The 15,650-nt window shown below is 65.1% G+C and carries 14 protein-coding genes; 6 read left to right on the top strand and 8 right to left on the bottom strand.

All coding sequences use genetic code 11. The features are described 5' to 3' along the window. Positions 1-362 precede the first annotated feature (362 nt). The 3 genes from J7J08_RS11525 to J7J08_RS11515 are packed head-to-tail and all read left to right on the top strand — an operon-like array spanning position 363 to position 4,672. Positions 363-1,025, top strand: a complete 663-nt coding sequence (locus J7J08_RS11525) for a TetR family transcriptional regulator (RefSeq protein ID WP_214905494.1) — start codon at positions 363-365, stop codon at positions 1,023-1,025. 46 nt (positions 1,026-1,071) lie between these two features. After that, on the top strand, positions 1,072-3,444 hold the full coding sequence (locus J7J08_RS11520; protein WP_214905491.1) for a 3-hydroxyacyl-CoA dehydrogenase/enoyl-CoA hydratase family protein: 2,373 nt from the start codon (positions 1,072-1,074) through the stop codon (positions 3,442-3,444). 19 nt (positions 3,445-3,463) lie between these two features. Next, on the top strand, positions 3,464-4,672 hold the full coding sequence (locus J7J08_RS11515; RefSeq protein WP_214905488.1) for an acetyl-CoA C-acyltransferase: 1,209 nt from the start codon (positions 3,464-3,466) through the stop codon (positions 4,670-4,672). A 190-nt stretch (positions 4,673-4,862) separates the two neighbouring features. Here the strand turns inward: J7J08_RS11515 and galU are convergent, their stop codons facing one another. The 8 genes from galU to cmk form a co-directional block, all read right to left on the bottom strand. Continuing rightward, complete coding sequence (gene galU / locus J7J08_RS11510; protein ID WP_214905485.1) at positions 4,863-5,747, bottom strand: UTP--glucose-1-phosphate uridylyltransferase GalU; 885 nt, start codon at positions 5,745-5,747, stop codon at positions 4,863-4,865. Beyond that, entirely contained in the window at positions 5,744-7,651 is a 1,908-nt protein-coding gene (locus J7J08_RS11505) for a nucleoside-diphosphate sugar epimerase/dehydratase (RefSeq protein ID WP_214905482.1), read from the bottom strand. The genes galU and J7J08_RS11505 overlap by 4 nt, the downstream gene beginning before the upstream one ends. A 19-nt stretch (positions 7,652-7,670) precedes the next feature. Continuing rightward, positions 7,671-8,642, bottom strand: coding sequence for a glycosyltransferase family 4 protein (locus J7J08_RS11500; protein ID WP_214905479.1), 972 nt, complete (start codon positions 8,640-8,642; stop codon positions 7,671-7,673). A 3-nt stretch (positions 8,643-8,645) separates the two neighbouring features. Beyond that, positions 8,646-9,824: a lipopolysaccharide assembly protein LapB gene (gene lapB, locus J7J08_RS11495; protein WP_214905476.1), complete on the bottom strand. Its 1,179-nt coding sequence runs from the start codon at positions 9,822-9,824 to the stop codon at positions 8,646-8,648. A 6-nt stretch (positions 9,825-9,830) separates the two neighbouring features. Then, complete coding sequence (locus J7J08_RS11490) at positions 9,831-10,112, bottom strand: LapA family protein (protein ID WP_214905473.1); 282 nt, start codon at positions 10,110-10,112, stop codon at positions 9,831-9,833. Between the two features lie 55 nt (positions 10,113-10,167). Next, on the bottom strand, positions 10,168-10,473 hold the full coding sequence (locus J7J08_RS11485; protein ID WP_017355596.1) for an integration host factor subunit beta: 306 nt from the start codon (positions 10,471-10,473) through the stop codon (positions 10,168-10,170). 90 nt (positions 10,474-10,563) lie between these two features. Then, positions 10,564-12,249: a 30S ribosomal protein S1 gene (gene rpsA / locus J7J08_RS11480; protein ID WP_214905470.1), complete on the bottom strand. Its 1,686-nt coding sequence runs from the start codon at positions 12,247-12,249 to the stop codon at positions 10,564-10,566. Positions 12,250-12,445: 196 nt separating this feature from the next. After that, positions 12,446-13,126 (bottom strand): (d)CMP kinase, encoded by a 681-nt coding sequence (cmk, locus tag J7J08_RS11475; protein WP_214905467.1) that lies wholly within the window; start codon positions 13,124-13,126, stop codon positions 12,446-12,448. 193 nt (positions 13,127-13,319) lie between these two features. Between cmk and ykgO the strand changes: the two genes are divergently transcribed. The 3 genes from ykgO (at position 13,320) to J7J08_RS11460 (ending at position 15,045) form a co-directional block, all read left to right on the top strand. Then, complete coding sequence (gene ykgO, locus J7J08_RS11470; protein WP_017355593.1) at positions 13,320-13,445, top strand: type B 50S ribosomal protein L36; 126 nt, start codon at positions 13,320-13,322, stop codon at positions 13,443-13,445. A gap of 194 nt (positions 13,446-13,639) precedes the next feature. Continuing rightward, positions 13,640-13,966: a hypothetical protein gene (locus J7J08_RS11465; protein ID WP_214905464.1), complete on the top strand. Its 327-nt coding sequence runs from the start codon at positions 13,640-13,642 to the stop codon at positions 13,964-13,966. 44 nt (positions 13,967-14,010) lie between these two features. Continuing rightward, entirely contained in the window at positions 14,011-15,045 is a 1,035-nt protein-coding gene (locus J7J08_RS11460) for an agmatine deiminase family protein (RefSeq protein ID WP_214905461.1), read from the top strand. The last annotated feature ends 605 nt before the right edge of the window (positions 15,046-15,650 follow it).

The raw sequence follows: 15,650 nt of genomic DNA, 5'->3' as shown, positions 1-15,650 counted from the left end.
CATGAAAAAAACCCGCGTCGAAACGCGGGCTTAGCCTATATACGTGGCGGTGATTCTACAGCCTCCCCCAAATCTACGGTAGTGCCACGCCCTGCGTGGCAGGCCGAATCTGGACGAAGGAGGCTGCGTGGCAGGCCCAATCCGGACGAAGGAGGCTGCGTGGCAGGCCAAATCCGGACGAAGGGCGGCGGCGCGGCAGGCCGAACCCGGACGAAACCAGGCGCCGCGTTCAGACAAGGTCGACTGCCACGCAGGGCGTGGCACCACGTGAACCGCTCCCCACTTCTGCTGCGGCGCAGCATGCCTCCCGCCTCAGCCAGGTCTAATATCAAACAATCGTTTGATTGAACCCTGCCCCGCCCATGGCCAAACCTGCTCACTTTTCCACCAAGGACCGCATTCTCGGCGCTGCCGAGGAGCTGTTCGCCCTGCACGGGTTCGCCGGTACCTCGCTGCGCCAGGTGACCAGCCAGGCCGACGTGAACATCGCCGCGGTGAACTACCACTTCGGCTCCAAGGAGAACCTGGTCAACGAGGTCTTCCGCCGGCGCATGGACGAAATGACCGCTGCCCGCCTGTCGCAGCTGGAGACCGCGCGGTGCGAACATCCGGGGCAGCTGCGCCCGGTGCTGGCCGCCTTCGTCGAGCCGGCGCTGGCCATGGCCCAGGATCGCCAGACCGGGGGCGCCTTCGTGCGGGTCATCGCGCGCGCGTATGCGGAAAAGAACGACAACCTGCGCACGTTCCTCTCCGATCACTACGGCCACGTCCTGCGCGAGTTCGGCAAGGCAATCGCCGCCAGCGTGCCCGGCCTGAGCAAGGAAGAGCTGTATTGGCGGCTGGACTTCCTGGCCGGCGCGCTCACCTACGCGATGGCCGATTTCGGCCTGATCAAGCGACCCGCCGGTGTCACCGAAGCGGCGCATCGTGCCCATGCGGCCCACGAACTCATCCATTTCGCCGAAGCCGGTTTCCGCGCCAGCGCGGCGGCCACCCCTGCGGCGACGCCCCTTTCCACCCCGTAGAGCCGGGCTCTGCCCGGCTGCTTCCAACCAACAAAGGCTTATCGACATGTCCAATTCCCTGCTAGTCCGCCGCGCCGCCGTTCTGGGTGCCGGCGTCATGGGTGCCCAGATCGCAGCCCACCTGACCAATGCCGGCGTCGACACCGTGCTGTTCGACCTTCCCGCCAAGGAAGGTCCGGCCGACGGCATCGTGCTCAAGGCCATCGCCCACCTTGGCAAGCTCAGCCCTGCCCCGCTCGCCAGCAAGTCGTACGCCGAGGCGATCACCCCGGCCAACTACGAGACCGGGCTCGAGCAGTTGAAGGACTGCGACCTGATCATCGAAGCCATCGCCGAACGGATGGACTGGAAACAGGACCTGTACAAAAAGATCGCGCCGTTCGTGGCCGACCACGCCGTGCTGGCCTCCAACACCTCCGGCCTGGGCATCAACAAGCTCGCCGACGTGCTGCCCGAACAGCTGCGGCACCGTTTCTGCGGCGTGCACTTCTTCAATCCGCCGCGTTACATGCACCTGGCCGAGCTGATCCCGGCCACCACCACCGACGCCGCCGTGCTGGAAGGCCTGGAAAGTTTCCTGGTCACCACCCTGGGCAAGGGCGTGGTGTACGCCAAGGACACCCCGAACTTCATCGGCAACCGCATCGGCGTGTTCTCGATCCTGTCCACCATCCATCACACCCAGCAGTTCGGCCTGGGCTTCGATGAGGTCGATGGCCTGACCGGCCCGCTGGTCGGGCGCCCGAAGTCGGCGACCTACCGCACCTCCGACGTGGTCGGCCTGGACACCATGGCCCACGTCATCAAGACCATGGGCGATACCCTTCCCAACGACCCGTGGCATCAGTATTTCGCGTCGCCGAAGTGGCTGGACGCGCTGATCGCCAAGGGCGCGCTGGGCCAGAAGACCGGCGCCGGCATCTTCCGCAAGGTCGGCAAGGACATCGTGGTGCTGGATCTGGAGAAGCAGGACTACCGCGCAGCTGATCGCACCGCTGCCCCGGAAGTGGTCGAGATCCTGAAGATCAAGAACCCGGCCGAGAAGTTCGCCAGGCTGCGCGAAAGCCAGCATCCGCAGGCGCAGTTCCTGTGGGCGACCTTCCGCGACCTGTTCCACTACAGCGCCTACCACCTGGCCGACATTGCCGAGACCGCGCGCGACGTGGACCTGGCCATCCGCTGGGGCTACGGCTGGTCGCTGGGCCCGTTCGAAACCTGGCAGGCCGCCGGCTGGAAGCAGGTCGCGCAGTGGATCGCCGATGACATCGTCGCCGGCAAGAGCATGAGCAACGCCCCGCTGCCGGACTGGGTGTTCGACGGCCGCGACGGCGTGCACGCCGCCGAAGGCAGCTACAGCCCGACCCGCAACGCCAAGCTGCCGCGTTCGGCGCTGCCGGTCTACCAGCGCCAGCGCTTCCCGGATCCGCTACTGGGCGAGACCTTCAGCCCCGGCGAAACCGTGTTCGAAAACGACGGCGTGCGCATGTGGCACGACGGCGACGGTATCGCCGTGGTCAGCTTCAAGACCAAGATGAACACCGTGTCCGACCACGTGCTCAATGGCCTGCAGGAAGCGATCAAGCGCGCCGAGAAGGACTACAAGGGCCTGGTGATCTGGCAGCAGAAGGAACCCTTCTCCGCCGGTGCCGACCTGGCCGGCGCGCTCGGCCTGCTGCAGGCCGGCAAGGTCGATCAGTTCGAGGAAATGGTCCACAACTTCCAGCGCACCAGCCAGGCGATCAAGTATTCGCTGGTGCCGGTGGTGACCGCCGTGCGCGGCCTCGCCCTGGGGGGAGGCTGCGAGTTCCAGATGCACAGCGCCAAGAGCGTGGCCGCACTGGAAAGCTACATCGGCCTGGTGGAAGCCGGCGTCGGCCTGCTGCCGGCCGGTGGTGGCCTGAAGGAACTGGCGGTGCGCGCCTCCCAGGCCGCCGGCCCGGGCGGTGACGTGTTCGCCGAGCTGAAGAAGACCTTTGAAACCGTGGCCATGGCCAAGGTCTCGACCTCGGCGGTCAACGCCAAGGAACTGGGCCTGATGCGCGCCACCGACAAGGTGGTGTTCAACAGCTTCGAAGCGCTGCACATCGCCAAGGCCGAAGTGCAGGCACTGGCCGAAGGCGGCTACCGTCCGCCGATGCCGGCCCGCCGCATCCAGGTGGCCGGTGACGTCGGTATCGCCACCTTCAAGATGATGCTGGTGAACATGCTCGAGGGCCGCTTCATCAGCCCGTACGACTACGAGATCGCCGTGCGCATCGCCACCGTGCTGTGTGGTGGCGAAGTGGACCGCGGCACGCTGGTGGACGAAGAGTGGCTGCTGACCCTGGAGCGCAAGCACTTCGTCGAGCTGGCCCAGCAGGAAAAGACCCAGGCCCGCATCGCGCACATGCTCAAGACCGGCAAGCCGCTGCGCAACTGAACCCAAAGGAATCACCACAATGACCAAGCAGATCCAGGACGCCTACATCGTCGCCGCCACCCGTACCCCGGTAGGCAAGGCGCCCAAGGGCGTGTTCCGCAATACCCGTCCCGACGACATGCTGGCCCACGTGCTCAAGTCCGTGGTCGCGCAGGCACCGGGCATCGACGTCAACCGCATCGATGACGCCATCATCGGCTGCGCCATGCCCGAAGCCGAGCAGGGCATGAACGTGGCGCGCATCGGCGTGCTGCTGGCCGGCCTGCCGGACACCATCGCCGCCCAGACCGTCAACCGCTTCTGCTCCTCCGGCCTGCAGGCCGTGGCGATGGCGGCCGACCAGATCCGCCTCGGCAACGCCGACCTGATGCTGGCCGGCGGCACCGAATCGATGTCGATGGTGCCGATGATGGGCAACAAGATCGCGATGGCACCGAGCGTGTTCGACAACGACCACGTGGCCATCGCCTACGGCATGGGCATCACCGCCGAGAAGGTTGCCGAGGAATGGAAGGTCTCGCGCGAGGAGCAGGATGCGTTCGCCCTGGCCTCGCACCAGAAGGCCATCGCCGCGATCCAGAACGGCGAGTTCAAGGATGAGATCAGCCCGTATGACGTGCGTACCCGCCAGCCGGACCTGGCCGACGGCCGCCGCATCATCACCCGCGACCGCATCGTCGACACCGACGAAGGCCCGCGCCTGGACTCGTCGGCCGAAGGCCTGGCCAAGCTGCGCCCGGTGTTCCGCAACGGCCAGTTCGGCGGCACGGTCACGGCTGGCAACTCGTCGCAGATGAGCGACGGTGCCGGTGCGGTGCTGCTGGCATCGGAGCAGGCGGTCAAGGACTACGGCCTGAAGCCGCTGGCCCGCTTCGTCAGCTTCTCGGTCGCCGGCGTGCGCCCCGAAGTGATGGGCATCGGCCCGATCGCTGCGATCCCGAAGGCGCTCAAGCAGGCCGGCCTGACCCAGGACCAGCTGGACTGGATCGAGCTCAATGAAGCCTTCGCCGCGCAGTCGCTGGCGGTGATCCGCGATTGCGGCCTGGACCCGTCCAAGGTCAACCCGCTGGGCGGCGCCATCGCCCTGGGCCACCCGCTGGGCGCCACCGGCGCGATCCGTACCGCCACCCTGCTGCACGGCCTGCGCCGTCGCCAGCAGAAGTACGGCATGGTCACCATGTGCATCGGCACCGGCATGGGCGCTGCGGGCATCTTCGAATCGCTGTGACGCGGCGATGGGGAGTCGGCCTTGACCGATTCCCCTGGTAGCCCCGGCCGTTGGCCGGCAACATTGGAGAAAAAGGCGGCACTGCCGCCTTTTTTTGCCTTTACCGTGAGGGCCGGCCAACGGCCGGCGCTACCAAAAAAGGCGGCCCTTCGGGCCGCCCTCTTTCATCGCCGGATTGATCGCACAGCGATCAATCCTCCGCCAGCATCTGCGCCAGCTTCTCGCGCGCCGGCTTGCCCAGCTTGTGGCTTTCCAGTGCGAAGCGGATGGTGGCTTCGACCAGGCCAAGATGCGTACCGCAGTCGAACCGCGTGCCTTCGAAACGGAACGCATCCACTTCTTCGGTCTTCAGCAGCTCGGCGATCGCGTCGGTCAGCTGGATCTCGCCGCCCGCACCCGTGCCGGTGGCTTCAAGCAGGTCGAAGATCTTCGGGCTGAGCACGTAACGACCGACCACGGCCAGATCACTCGGCGCGTCCTCCGGCTTCGGCTTTTCCACGATCTGCGAAATGCGGCCCTTGCTGCCATCGAACGCTTCGGTAGCGACAATGCCGTAGCTGGCAGTACTCTCGTGCGGCACGTCTTCGACCGCGATGACGCTGGCGCCGGTGGCTTCGTTCAGATCTGCCATCTGCTTCAGCGCGCCGTCGCCACGGTTCCAGATCAGGTCATCCGGCAACAGCACGGCGAACGGTTCGTCGCCCACCACGGCCTTGGCACACAGCACTGCGTGGCCCAGCCCCAAGGCCTCGGTCTGGGTGACGAAGACCGCACGTACGCCTTCGGGCAGCACGTGGCGGACCAGCTCGAGCAGCTCGGTCTTGCCGGCCCGCTCCAGCTTCTGTTCCAGCTCGTAGGCTTTGTCGAAGTAATCGGCTACCGCGTGCTTGTAGCGGTTGGTGATGAAGATCAGGGTGTCGCACCCCGCTTCGATCGCCTCATCGACAGCGTACTGGATCAACGGCCGGTCGATGATCGGCAGCATTTCCTTGGGAACCGTCTTGGTTGCGGGAAGGAACCGGGTGCCCAGTCCCGCCACCGGGAAAACCGCCTTGCGAATACGCTTGTTCGTCACAGCCTGTTGGCCTCTCGTGCCGGAAAGGGAAGCACCTTAGCCGACTCGACGTGAGATTCCTGTTGCAACGGCGCAAATTCCGGCATGGTCGCGAACAGGATGCTGTTGATGGCGTCGGTATCGTAGTTGGCGATCGCCTCGCGCAGGCGCGGCACGTTGCCCAGCACCTGGTCGCGGGCGAAGGTGCGTACACCGGCTTCGAGGATCTTGGGATGCGCGGTCGGGCGGTAGTCCTCGTCCGAATAGAACAGGGTCTCATGCAGCTTTTCGCCCGGACGAAGACCGGTGTAGATGATCGCGATGTCCTTGTACGGCTGCTTGCCCGCCAGGCGGATCATCTGCTCGGCCAGCACCCGGATCGGCACCGGCTCGCCCATGTCGAGCGTATAGATCGCCCCATGCGACGCCGACGCCGCCGCCTGCAGGATCAACTGGCAGGCTTCGGGAATCGTCATGAAGTAACGGGTCACTTCCGGGTCGGTGACCGTGACCGGGCCGCCCTTGAGGATCTGCTCGCGGAACACCGGAACCACGCTGCCTGCCGAGGCCAGCACGTTGCCGAAACGCACGGTGACAAAGCGGGTATGGCTGGTCTTCTGGTCCAGGCTCTGGCAGATCATCTCGGCGTAGCGCTTGCTGGCGCCCAGCGCATTGACCGGGTCGACCGCCTTGTCGGTGGAGATGAACACAAAATGCTCGATACGCGCTTCCACGCAGGCGCGCGCCACCGTTTCGGTGGACAGGATGTTGTTGCGGACCGCTTCGCGCAACTGGCGTTCCAGCACCGGCACCTGCTTGTAGGCGGCCGCATGGAATACCGCGTCGACCTGCGACAGCGACAAGGCGTGGCGGATCACCGCCGGGTCTCCGCAGTCGCCCAGCACCGCCTCCACGACCAGGTCCGGGAAACTGCGCTTGAGTTCGGCCTCGATGGTGAGCAGCAGCAGCTCGCTCATCTCCAGCAGCACGACCCGCCCTGCTCCGTGGCGCGCGCACTGGCGGCACAGTTCCGAGCCGATCGAGCCACCGGCGCCGGTCACCAGCACGGTGCGCCCACCCAGCCAGCCGCGGATCAGCGACCAGTCCGGCAGAATCGGCTTGCGTCCCAGCAGGTCCTCGATCGCCACTTCCTTCAGCTCACCGGGCAGTGAGTGGCCCAGCATCACGTCGTTGAGTTTTGGCACCATCCGGAATGGCACGCCGGTGCTTTCGCAGATCGCCACCACCCGCTGCATGCCAGCGGCGTCCAGCGACGGGATGGCAATCACCAGCAGCTTGGCCGCCGTTTCGCGTACCACCGAGGCGGCATCGTCCAGCGTGCCCAGGATGGGCAGGCCCTGCAGCTTTGCACCCTGCAGGTGCGGGGCATCGTCGAGCAGGCCCACCGGCTCGAAATCCCCCGAACGGCGCAGGTCGCGGACCAGCGCTTCAGCCGCCTGCCCGGCGCCCAGGATCAATACCCGCCGCGCGGTCGCATCCGACTGCAGCGCCTGGTAGTCCTTCCATGCCCGGTACAGCAGGCGCGGCGCGCCCAGCAGCGCCGACAGCGCAAAGGGATAGATCACCAGCACCGACATCGGTACGCCATTGAAGCGCTTGTAGGCCAGCACGACCACGATGGCCAGCAGGCCGATGAAACTGGATTTGAAGATGTGCAGCAGGTCGGCCACGCTGGCAAAACGCCACAGGCCGCGGTACAGGCCCACGCGCCAGAACACCACGGCCTGGATGACAAGCACCAGGGTGGTGTCGATGTTCCACAGGGGCAACGCAGGCGCGTCGGCCAGCATTGAATAGCGACCCGCATGCAGGAGTTGCCAGCAGGCCCAGACCATGAACAGGTCGTGGACTACGATGGCGGCACGGGGAAGCAGACTCGTAAAGCGGTCCTGCCAAGGCGTCATAAAGCAAGCAATCCTTCTATTAGCGCATTCCCTTGCGCAGGAGCAGCCAAAGACCTGACGCGGACAACAGCCACGTTACGGCCACGGCAACCTCCCACCTCGGCTGCAAATACGAGCAAGCATTAAACACTGTAATACTGAACAAACCGAAAACAAAGTACAAGCCCGTTACTGAAGTGTGCGTTGCGCCACGTTTGACCGCACGCTGGTAAAGATGCTGGGTGTGGGGTTCCATCCATCTTTGCCCTGACAGCATGCGCGAAAGCAGTGTGAAGCCAGCGTCCACGAGGAAGGCGGCCAGGGGCACCAGCAGCAGCAGCCAGGAGACATCGGTGGCCACGCTGGCCAGGCACACCAGGGCTGCCACGGCATACCCGAGCGCCCCGCTGCCCACGTCCCCCATGAAGATCCGTGCACGCGGAAAATTGAACGGCAGGAAGCCCAGGCAGGCCAGCGCCAGGACAATGCCAGCCAAGGCAAGCGGACCCGGCAGGACAAGGGCAAATGCGACGCCGGCCAGGATGGCCTGGCTGGTCGCAATGCCGTTGATCCCATCCATGAAGTTCCAGATGTTGATCAGGGATGTCGTAAACAGCAGCGCCAGCAGGGCCTGCCACGGGTTTCCCGTGGCCTGCAGCACCAGGCCCGCCAGCAGGGTCGCGGCCACCAGGTGGACCATGAGCCGGCGCACGGCCGGCAGCGGGCGGTGATCGTCCCACCAGCCGATCCCGGCCACCAGCCCCAGCCCGAGGGCCGTCACCAGCAGCGGCACGCGGGCGCCCGGCCAGGCGATGGCAGCCACGCCCAGGCCCAGCAGCAGGGTCACGACAATGGCGATGCCCCCGCCACGCGGGGTAGCCACGGCGTGGCTGCGGCGCTCCCCCGGCTGGTCGAACAGCTTGCGCCGCAGCGCGTAATGGCGGGCGCACCAGGTGAGCGCCGCCGCAACTGCCAGCACCGCCGGCAGTCCAATCCACCACGCCGCCGGCATGGCTCAGAGCACCGCGTAGTTCAGCAGCGGCTTGACCGTTCCCCACTCCTTGCAGCTGGGGCATTGCCAGTGGTGGGTGCGTGCACCGAAGCCGCAGCGCGTGCAGCGGTAGGCCGGATTGCGCACCAGCAACTGGTCGGTGATGTGCTTGAGGTCATGCAGGGTGGCGGTGGAATCGGCACCCTCGGCCAAGGTCAGATCGATCAGCGCCGACTCGCCACGAACCGACGGACGATCCTTCAGCTGGCGGCCCAGGTAGGCGCGCGCCGGCGCCACGCCCTCCTGCTCTTCCATCAGCTGGGTCAGGGCCAACACCGGAGCGATGCCGCGATAGTGCTCGGTCATTTCCGACAGGAACGCGCGCGCGCCGCCCAGATCCCCGACCTTGCGGTAGTTCTGCATCAACGGCTGCAGCACCTCGGGCAGGTACTCGGGGTCGTTGCGCGCTGCACGCTCGAACGCGCGCACGGCCGCTTCGGCATTGCCGGCATCGGTTTCCAGGCGTCCTTCGATGATGCCGGCACGTACCGACATCGCATCGGACTGGTAAGCACGGGCAATGGCCGCGCGCGCTTCATCAATCTTGCCGGCGCCACGGAAGCGCTCGGCCAGTTCGCATTCGAACTGCCCGACCAGCTTGCCCATCGGCTCACCGGTGACGTCTTCGTAACGGGTGGCGTTGTCGATCGCCTTTTCCCAGTCGCGTTCGGCCTGGTAGATGCCGATCAGGTGCTTGAGCGCCTGCGGGGCGCGCTGGTCGATCTGGGCCAGTTCGGTAAAGACGGTTTCAGCACGGTCGAGCAGGCCGGACTTCATGTAGTCCTCGCCCAGCGCCAGCAGGGCCTGCACGCGCTGCGCGTCGCTCAGGTCGGTACGATTGACCAGCCCCTGGTGCAGCCGGATGGCGCGGTCAACCTCACCACGGCGCCGGAACAGGTGGCCCAGCGCGACCTGGGTCTCGAAGGTTTCCTTGTCGAGCTCGGCGATGTGCAGGAACAGTTCGATGGCTTTGTCGGGCTGCTCGTTGAGCAGGTAGTTCAAGCCACGAAAATAGGTGCTGGAGAGGTGGCTGACCTGGTTGTCGCCGTGGCGCTGGCCACCGCGCCGGCCGATCACCCAGCCGGACACTGCTGCCAGCGGCAGGAACAGGAAAAACCAGAACCACTCGGATACAAATTCCATCGGCGCTCAACGTCCGTCGAAAGTAGAAGAAGGTGCCACGGGGGCGTCGGCCGGAGCCGCTTTCTGCGCCTTGCGCAGTCGGGAATACAACGGAATCACCAGGCCCACCAGGACCAGGCCGGCACCGAGGATCGCACCGGTCAACAGGGCCACGGTAATGGCCAGGCCGGTACTGGAATGGATGGCAGTGAACCCCAGGTTGAGGGTCATGTCCTGCGAATTGAGGGCACCGATGACAAGCCCGGCCACCAGGACGGCGAGCAGGATCAGCAGGCGTGCGACGTTCATGCGGTAGCTCCCTTTCCCTTGGAGGTAAAGAGTAGCGGACTAACAGTCCGCTCTACTAGGCCGGATCGCTTTCCAGCGGTACCACGGCGCTCACGCGCTCACGGAGCTCCTTGCCCGGCTTGAAGTGCGGGACATGCTTGCCCGGCAATGCGACCGATTCCCCGGTCTTGGGGTTGCGCCCCAGCCTTGGCGGCCGGTAGTGCAACGAAAAACTGCCAAACCCGCGGATCTCGATGCGATCCCCGCCGGCCAGCGCCCCGCCCATCATTTCCAGCAACGACTTCACCGCCAGATCGACATCGTCCGACTTGAGATGCGCCTGCCGGCGCGCCAGGATTTCGATCAACTCGGATTTGGTCATTGCGGACTCGCGTCGAGGGTCTCAAACCCTGAAACGGCCCGGACTAATGTCCGGGCCGCCCAGGAAACTACGGCTGCGGGCTAAGGCCGATTACTCGGACTTGTTGCCGTTCAGCTGGGCACGCAGCAGCGCGCCGAGCTGGGTGGTGCCGCTGGACGCCGAAGAAGACTGGTATTCCTCCAGCACTTCGCGCATTTCGGCGTCGTCCTTGGCCTTGATCGACAGCTGCAGGGTACGACCCTTGCGATCCATGCCCACGAACTTCGCTTCAACCTTGTCGCCGACCTTCAGGAACTGGGTCGCGTCGTCGACGCGCTCGTTGGCAACGTCACGAGCCGAAACGTAACCTTCGATGCCGTCAGCCAGTTCGATGGTAGCGCCCTTGGCGTCCACTTCCTTGACCACGCCTTCGACCTTCGAACCCTTCGGGTTGGCAGCCATGTACTGACCGAACGGATCCTGCTCCAGCTGCTTGACGCCCAGGCTGATGCGCTCGCGCTCCGGATCGACGGCCAGGACAACAGCGTCCAGGTTGTCGCCCTTCTTGAAGTTGCGGACCACGTCTTCGCCGGTGGTGTTCCAGCTGATGTCGGACAGGTGCACCAGGCCGTCGATACCGCCGTCCAGGCCGATGAAGATGCCGAAGTCGGTGATCGACTTGATCTGGCCCGACACCTTGTCGCCCTTCTTGTGGATGGCAGCGAAGGTTTCCCACGGATTGGCGGCAACCTGCTTCATGCCCAGCGAGATGCGGCGACGCTCCTCGTCGACGTCCAGGACCATGACTTCAACTTCGTCACCGACCTGCACAACCTTGGACGGGTTGACGTTCTTGTTGGTCCAATCCATCTCGGACACGTGCACCAGGCCTTCGACGCCCGGCTCGATCTCGACGAACGCGCCGTAATCGGTGACGTTGGAGACCTTGCCGAACACGCGGCTGTTGGCCGGGTAACGACGGGCGATGTTGTCCCACGGATCCTCGCCCAGCTGCTTCAGGCCGAGCGAAACGCGGTTGCGCTCGCGGTCGAACTTCAGCACGCGCACGTCCAGCTCGTCGCCGACGTTCACGACTTCGGACGGATGGCGCACGCGCTTCCAGGCCATGTCGGTGATGTGCAGCAGGCCGTCGATGCCGCCCAGGTCCACGAACGCGCCGTAATCGGTCAGGTTCTTGACAACACCCTTCAGGATCGCGCCTTCCTGCAGCTTGTCCATCAGCTGCTCGCGCTCTTCCGAGTGCTCGCTTTCGACGACAGCGCGGCGCGAGACCACGACGTTGTTACGCTTGCGGTCCAGCTTGATGAGCTTGAATTCCAGCTCCTTGCCTTCCAGGTAGGCCGGGTCGCGCACCGGGCGCACATCCACCAGCGAACCGGGCAGGAACGCGCGGACATCCTTGATGTCCACGGTGAAACCACCCTTGACCTTGCCGCTGATGCGACCGGTGATGGTTTCGTTCTTCTCCAACGCTTCTTCCAGCTCGTCCCACACCATCGCGCGCTTGGCCTTCTCGCGCGACAGGACGGTTTCACCGAAGCCGTTCTCGATCGAGTCGAGGGCGACCTTGACGACATCACCTTCGGCGACGTCGATCTCGCCAGCGTCGTTACGGAACTGTTCGATCGGCACGATGCCTTCGGACTTCAGGCCGGCGTTGATCACCACGACGTCGCCGCGGACCTCAACGACAACACCGCTGACGATGGCGCCGGGCTTCAGCTTGGCCAGGTTGTTCTGACTGGCTTCAAACAGTTCGGCAAATGATTCGGTCATTAGATTTACTCTGTTGGACACATGGGCATTGGTCCCCGCGAGGGTTCCGTTTACTGCCCGCCTGTTGGTCGACCCCGGAAACGCAGGTCGTGTGTTAAGTAGGAAAACCGCCACGCATCATTGCGGGACGGAGCTTGTGTTGCCTTGTGGTGGTGCGACTGCCGCCGATGGAACTGACGACCCTCCTTACAACGGATCAGGCACCCGAAACCGGAAGCAGATCCAGTACCTTGGCAACGACTTGGTCGATGCCGATACCACTGGTGTCGATGACGACGGCATCGTCTGCCGGCTTCAGGGGCGCCACTGTGCGCTGTGCATCACGGGCGTCGCGGGCCATGATCTCGCGCAGGAGGTCCTCAAAGTTAACAGAAACCCCCTTGTCTTTCAACTGGTTATGCCGACGTTCGGCGCGCTCTTCGGCACTGGCCGTCAGGAAGACCTTGAAGGGGGCGTCGGGGAAGATCACGGTTCCCATGTCGCGGCCGTCGGCCACCAGCCCCGGGAGAACCCTGAATGCGCGCTGGCGCTCCTTCAGGGCAGCGCGGACCTCCGGGATGGCGGCAATGGCCGAGGCCAGCGCACCGGTGGTTTCCAGCCGCAGCTCGTCGGTGGCGTCCGTCTCATTGACGATGACACGGAGGCTGCCGTCATCGGCCTCGACGAAGCGGACGTGGGTGTCGAAGGTGCAGCGGACCAGCGCTGAGGCGTCGGAGGTGTCGATATCGGCCCAGCTGGCAGCCACGCCCACGGCGCGGTACAGGGCGCCCGAATCCAGGTAATGCCAGCCCAGCCGGCGTGCGACAATGCGGCTGACGGTCCCCTTGCCGGCCCCGGACGGGCCGTCGATGGTGAGCACGGGAGATGGCGGGTTCATGGGTTTCCCTGTGGATTTGACCCCCCATTCTAGCCCCTGCCCGCCCCCTTCCAAGACCTTTTGGGTGCAACCACTTGAAAGGATGGAAGAAAGCCCGGTAGAATGGCGGGCTTGAACGGGCGTCACCTGCCGATTGTCATCTGCATATCGCGGCCGCGCTCCAACCGAATCCACGTTTCCGCCGAGGTATGCAATGAAAGTCCTGTCTTCCCTGAAGTCGGCCAAGTCCCGTCACCGCGACTGCAAGGTCGTTCGTCGCCGCGGCAAGATCTTCGTGATCTGCAAGTCGAACCCGCGTTTCAAGGCTCGCCAGCGCTGAGCCTTCAGGGCATCACGGCCACGGGTCGCGACCTGCCTGAATAAAAAGCCGCCTCCGGGCGGTTTTTTATTGCCAATTTTGTTGTAATCGCTGGGTGCGCGGCGACCGTAGGTCGCGGCTGCCTTGCCGGATTCGCCGGTAGATCACGACCGTTGGTCGTGACTCCATTCTTGATAACTGGGGAGTAGATCGAGATGAAGCGTTACCTGACCACACTGCCGTTGCTTGCCCTGCTGGCCTGCGCCAGCGCCCATGCCGACACCCTGCTGATCGACCGCACCAAGGAACAGGTCGCGCCGATGGTGCCGGTACGCGGCCAGACCACCAGCCAGGTGCTCAGCACCTTCGGCGAGCCGAGCGAGAAGCTGGAGCCGCGCGGCGGCCAGAAGCGCCAGTGGCCAACCATCAACCGCTGGGTCTACCCGATGTTCACCGTCTACTTCGAGAAGCAGAAGGTGATCGATGTGGTGGCCAACCAGGCCGACGCCAACGAAGTCGGCCCGAAGCCGCCCATCCGCTGATCCACCACCACGCCCGCCGCCCGGCGGGCCATCGCACCGAGACCATGAACGACACGCTCCGCTTTCCGGCCGAATGGGAATCCCAGTCGGCCATCCTGATCGCCTGGCCCCACGCCGACACCGACTGGGCCGACCGCCTGGGTGACGTCGAGGACACCTACATCGCGCTGGTCGCGGCCATCACCCGCTTCCAGCCGGTGGTGATCATCGTGGCCGACGACGACCTGGAGGCATACGCCGACGCGCGCCTGCGCTCGAACCGGATCGACACGGACCGCGTGCGTTTCGTCACCGCGCCCTATGACGACACCTGGCTGCGCGATTCGGGTCCGATCACGCTGCGCCGCGCTGACGGCGGCTTCCGCCTGCTGGACTTCCGCTTCACCGGTTGGGGTGGCAAGTTCGAGGCGAGCCTGGACGACCAGCTGGTAGGCGTACTGCACGCAGCCGGCCTGTTCGCCGACGCGGAACTGAAGAGTATTCCGTTCGCGCTGGAAGGCGGTGCCATCGAGACCGACGGCGCCGGCACCCTGCTCACCACCTGGCAGTGCCTGCACGAACGCCACCCGGACCGCGACCGTGCTTCGCTCAGCGCGGACATGGCGAGCTGGCTGGCCCAGGATCGGGTGCTGTGGCTGGACCACGGCTATCTGGAAGGCGACGACACCGACGCACACATCGACACCTTGGCGCGCTTTGCGTCGGTGGACAGCATCGTCTACCAGGCCTGCGATGACAGCGCCGATTCGCACTACGCCGAGCTGCAGGCGATGGGCAGCGAACTGGCGGCGCTGCGCACTGCCGACGGCCAGCCGTACCGGCTGTTCCCGTTGCCGTGGGCGCGTCCCGTGATCGACAACGGTCGCCGCCTCGCCGCGTCGTACGCCAATTACCTGATCCTCAACGGCGCGGTACTGATGCCGGCCTACGGCGACGTGGCCGACGATACCGCGCGCGACGTGCTGGCCCAGGCCTATCCGAACCACGAGATCGTGCAGGTCCCCTGCCGCTCGCTGATCTGGCAGAACGGCAGCCTGCATTGCATCACCATGCAGTTGCCTGCAGGCGTTCTGGCGTAGCGCCGGGCTCTGCCCGGCTGCTCCGGCTGCCGAGGTTGCACTCATCTGCTTGGAGCCGGGCTTTGCCCGGCTTCATGCATTTTGGCGAACAGCCTTTGGCTGATGCGATCTCTGGCTTAGGCGGGTCGGGACGGGTTCGTGGGGGACGCCGTGAATCCGTCCATGGAGGCTTGTAGAAAACATCCATGTTTTCTACACCCCCACGAACCCGCCCCGACCCACCTTTTGACAGTGTGTCGTTACCACGGGAAACGCGGCTCACGGCCGTTGGCCGTCGAATGGTCTCAATCAGGGTCATGCATAACCGGACGTTGATCCATTCACGGCGGTTCTCTGGGAACCAGCCCGACCGGCGTCGCGGCGCCCGACTGTTGCCGACCAACGGTCGGCATTCTGCGTTTCCCGTGGCCATCGGCCAACTGTCGGAGGGTCGGCGGGGGTGGGTTTGCGGGACTGTAGAAAACATGGATGTTTTCTACAAGCCTCCATGGATGGATTCACGGCGTGTCCCGCAAACCCACCCCCGCCGACCCAGCTCGGGGCATGCATCAGCCACAGGCTGTTCGCCAAAATGCATGAAGCCGGGCACCGCCCGGCGCCTGGCG

The organism is Stenotrophomonas sp. ISL-67, from assembly GCF_018612915.1.
GTDB lineage: Bacteria > Pseudomonadota > Gammaproteobacteria > Xanthomonadales > Xanthomonadaceae > Stenotrophomonas.
This window is presented reverse-complemented; position numbering and strand designations above follow the sequence as displayed.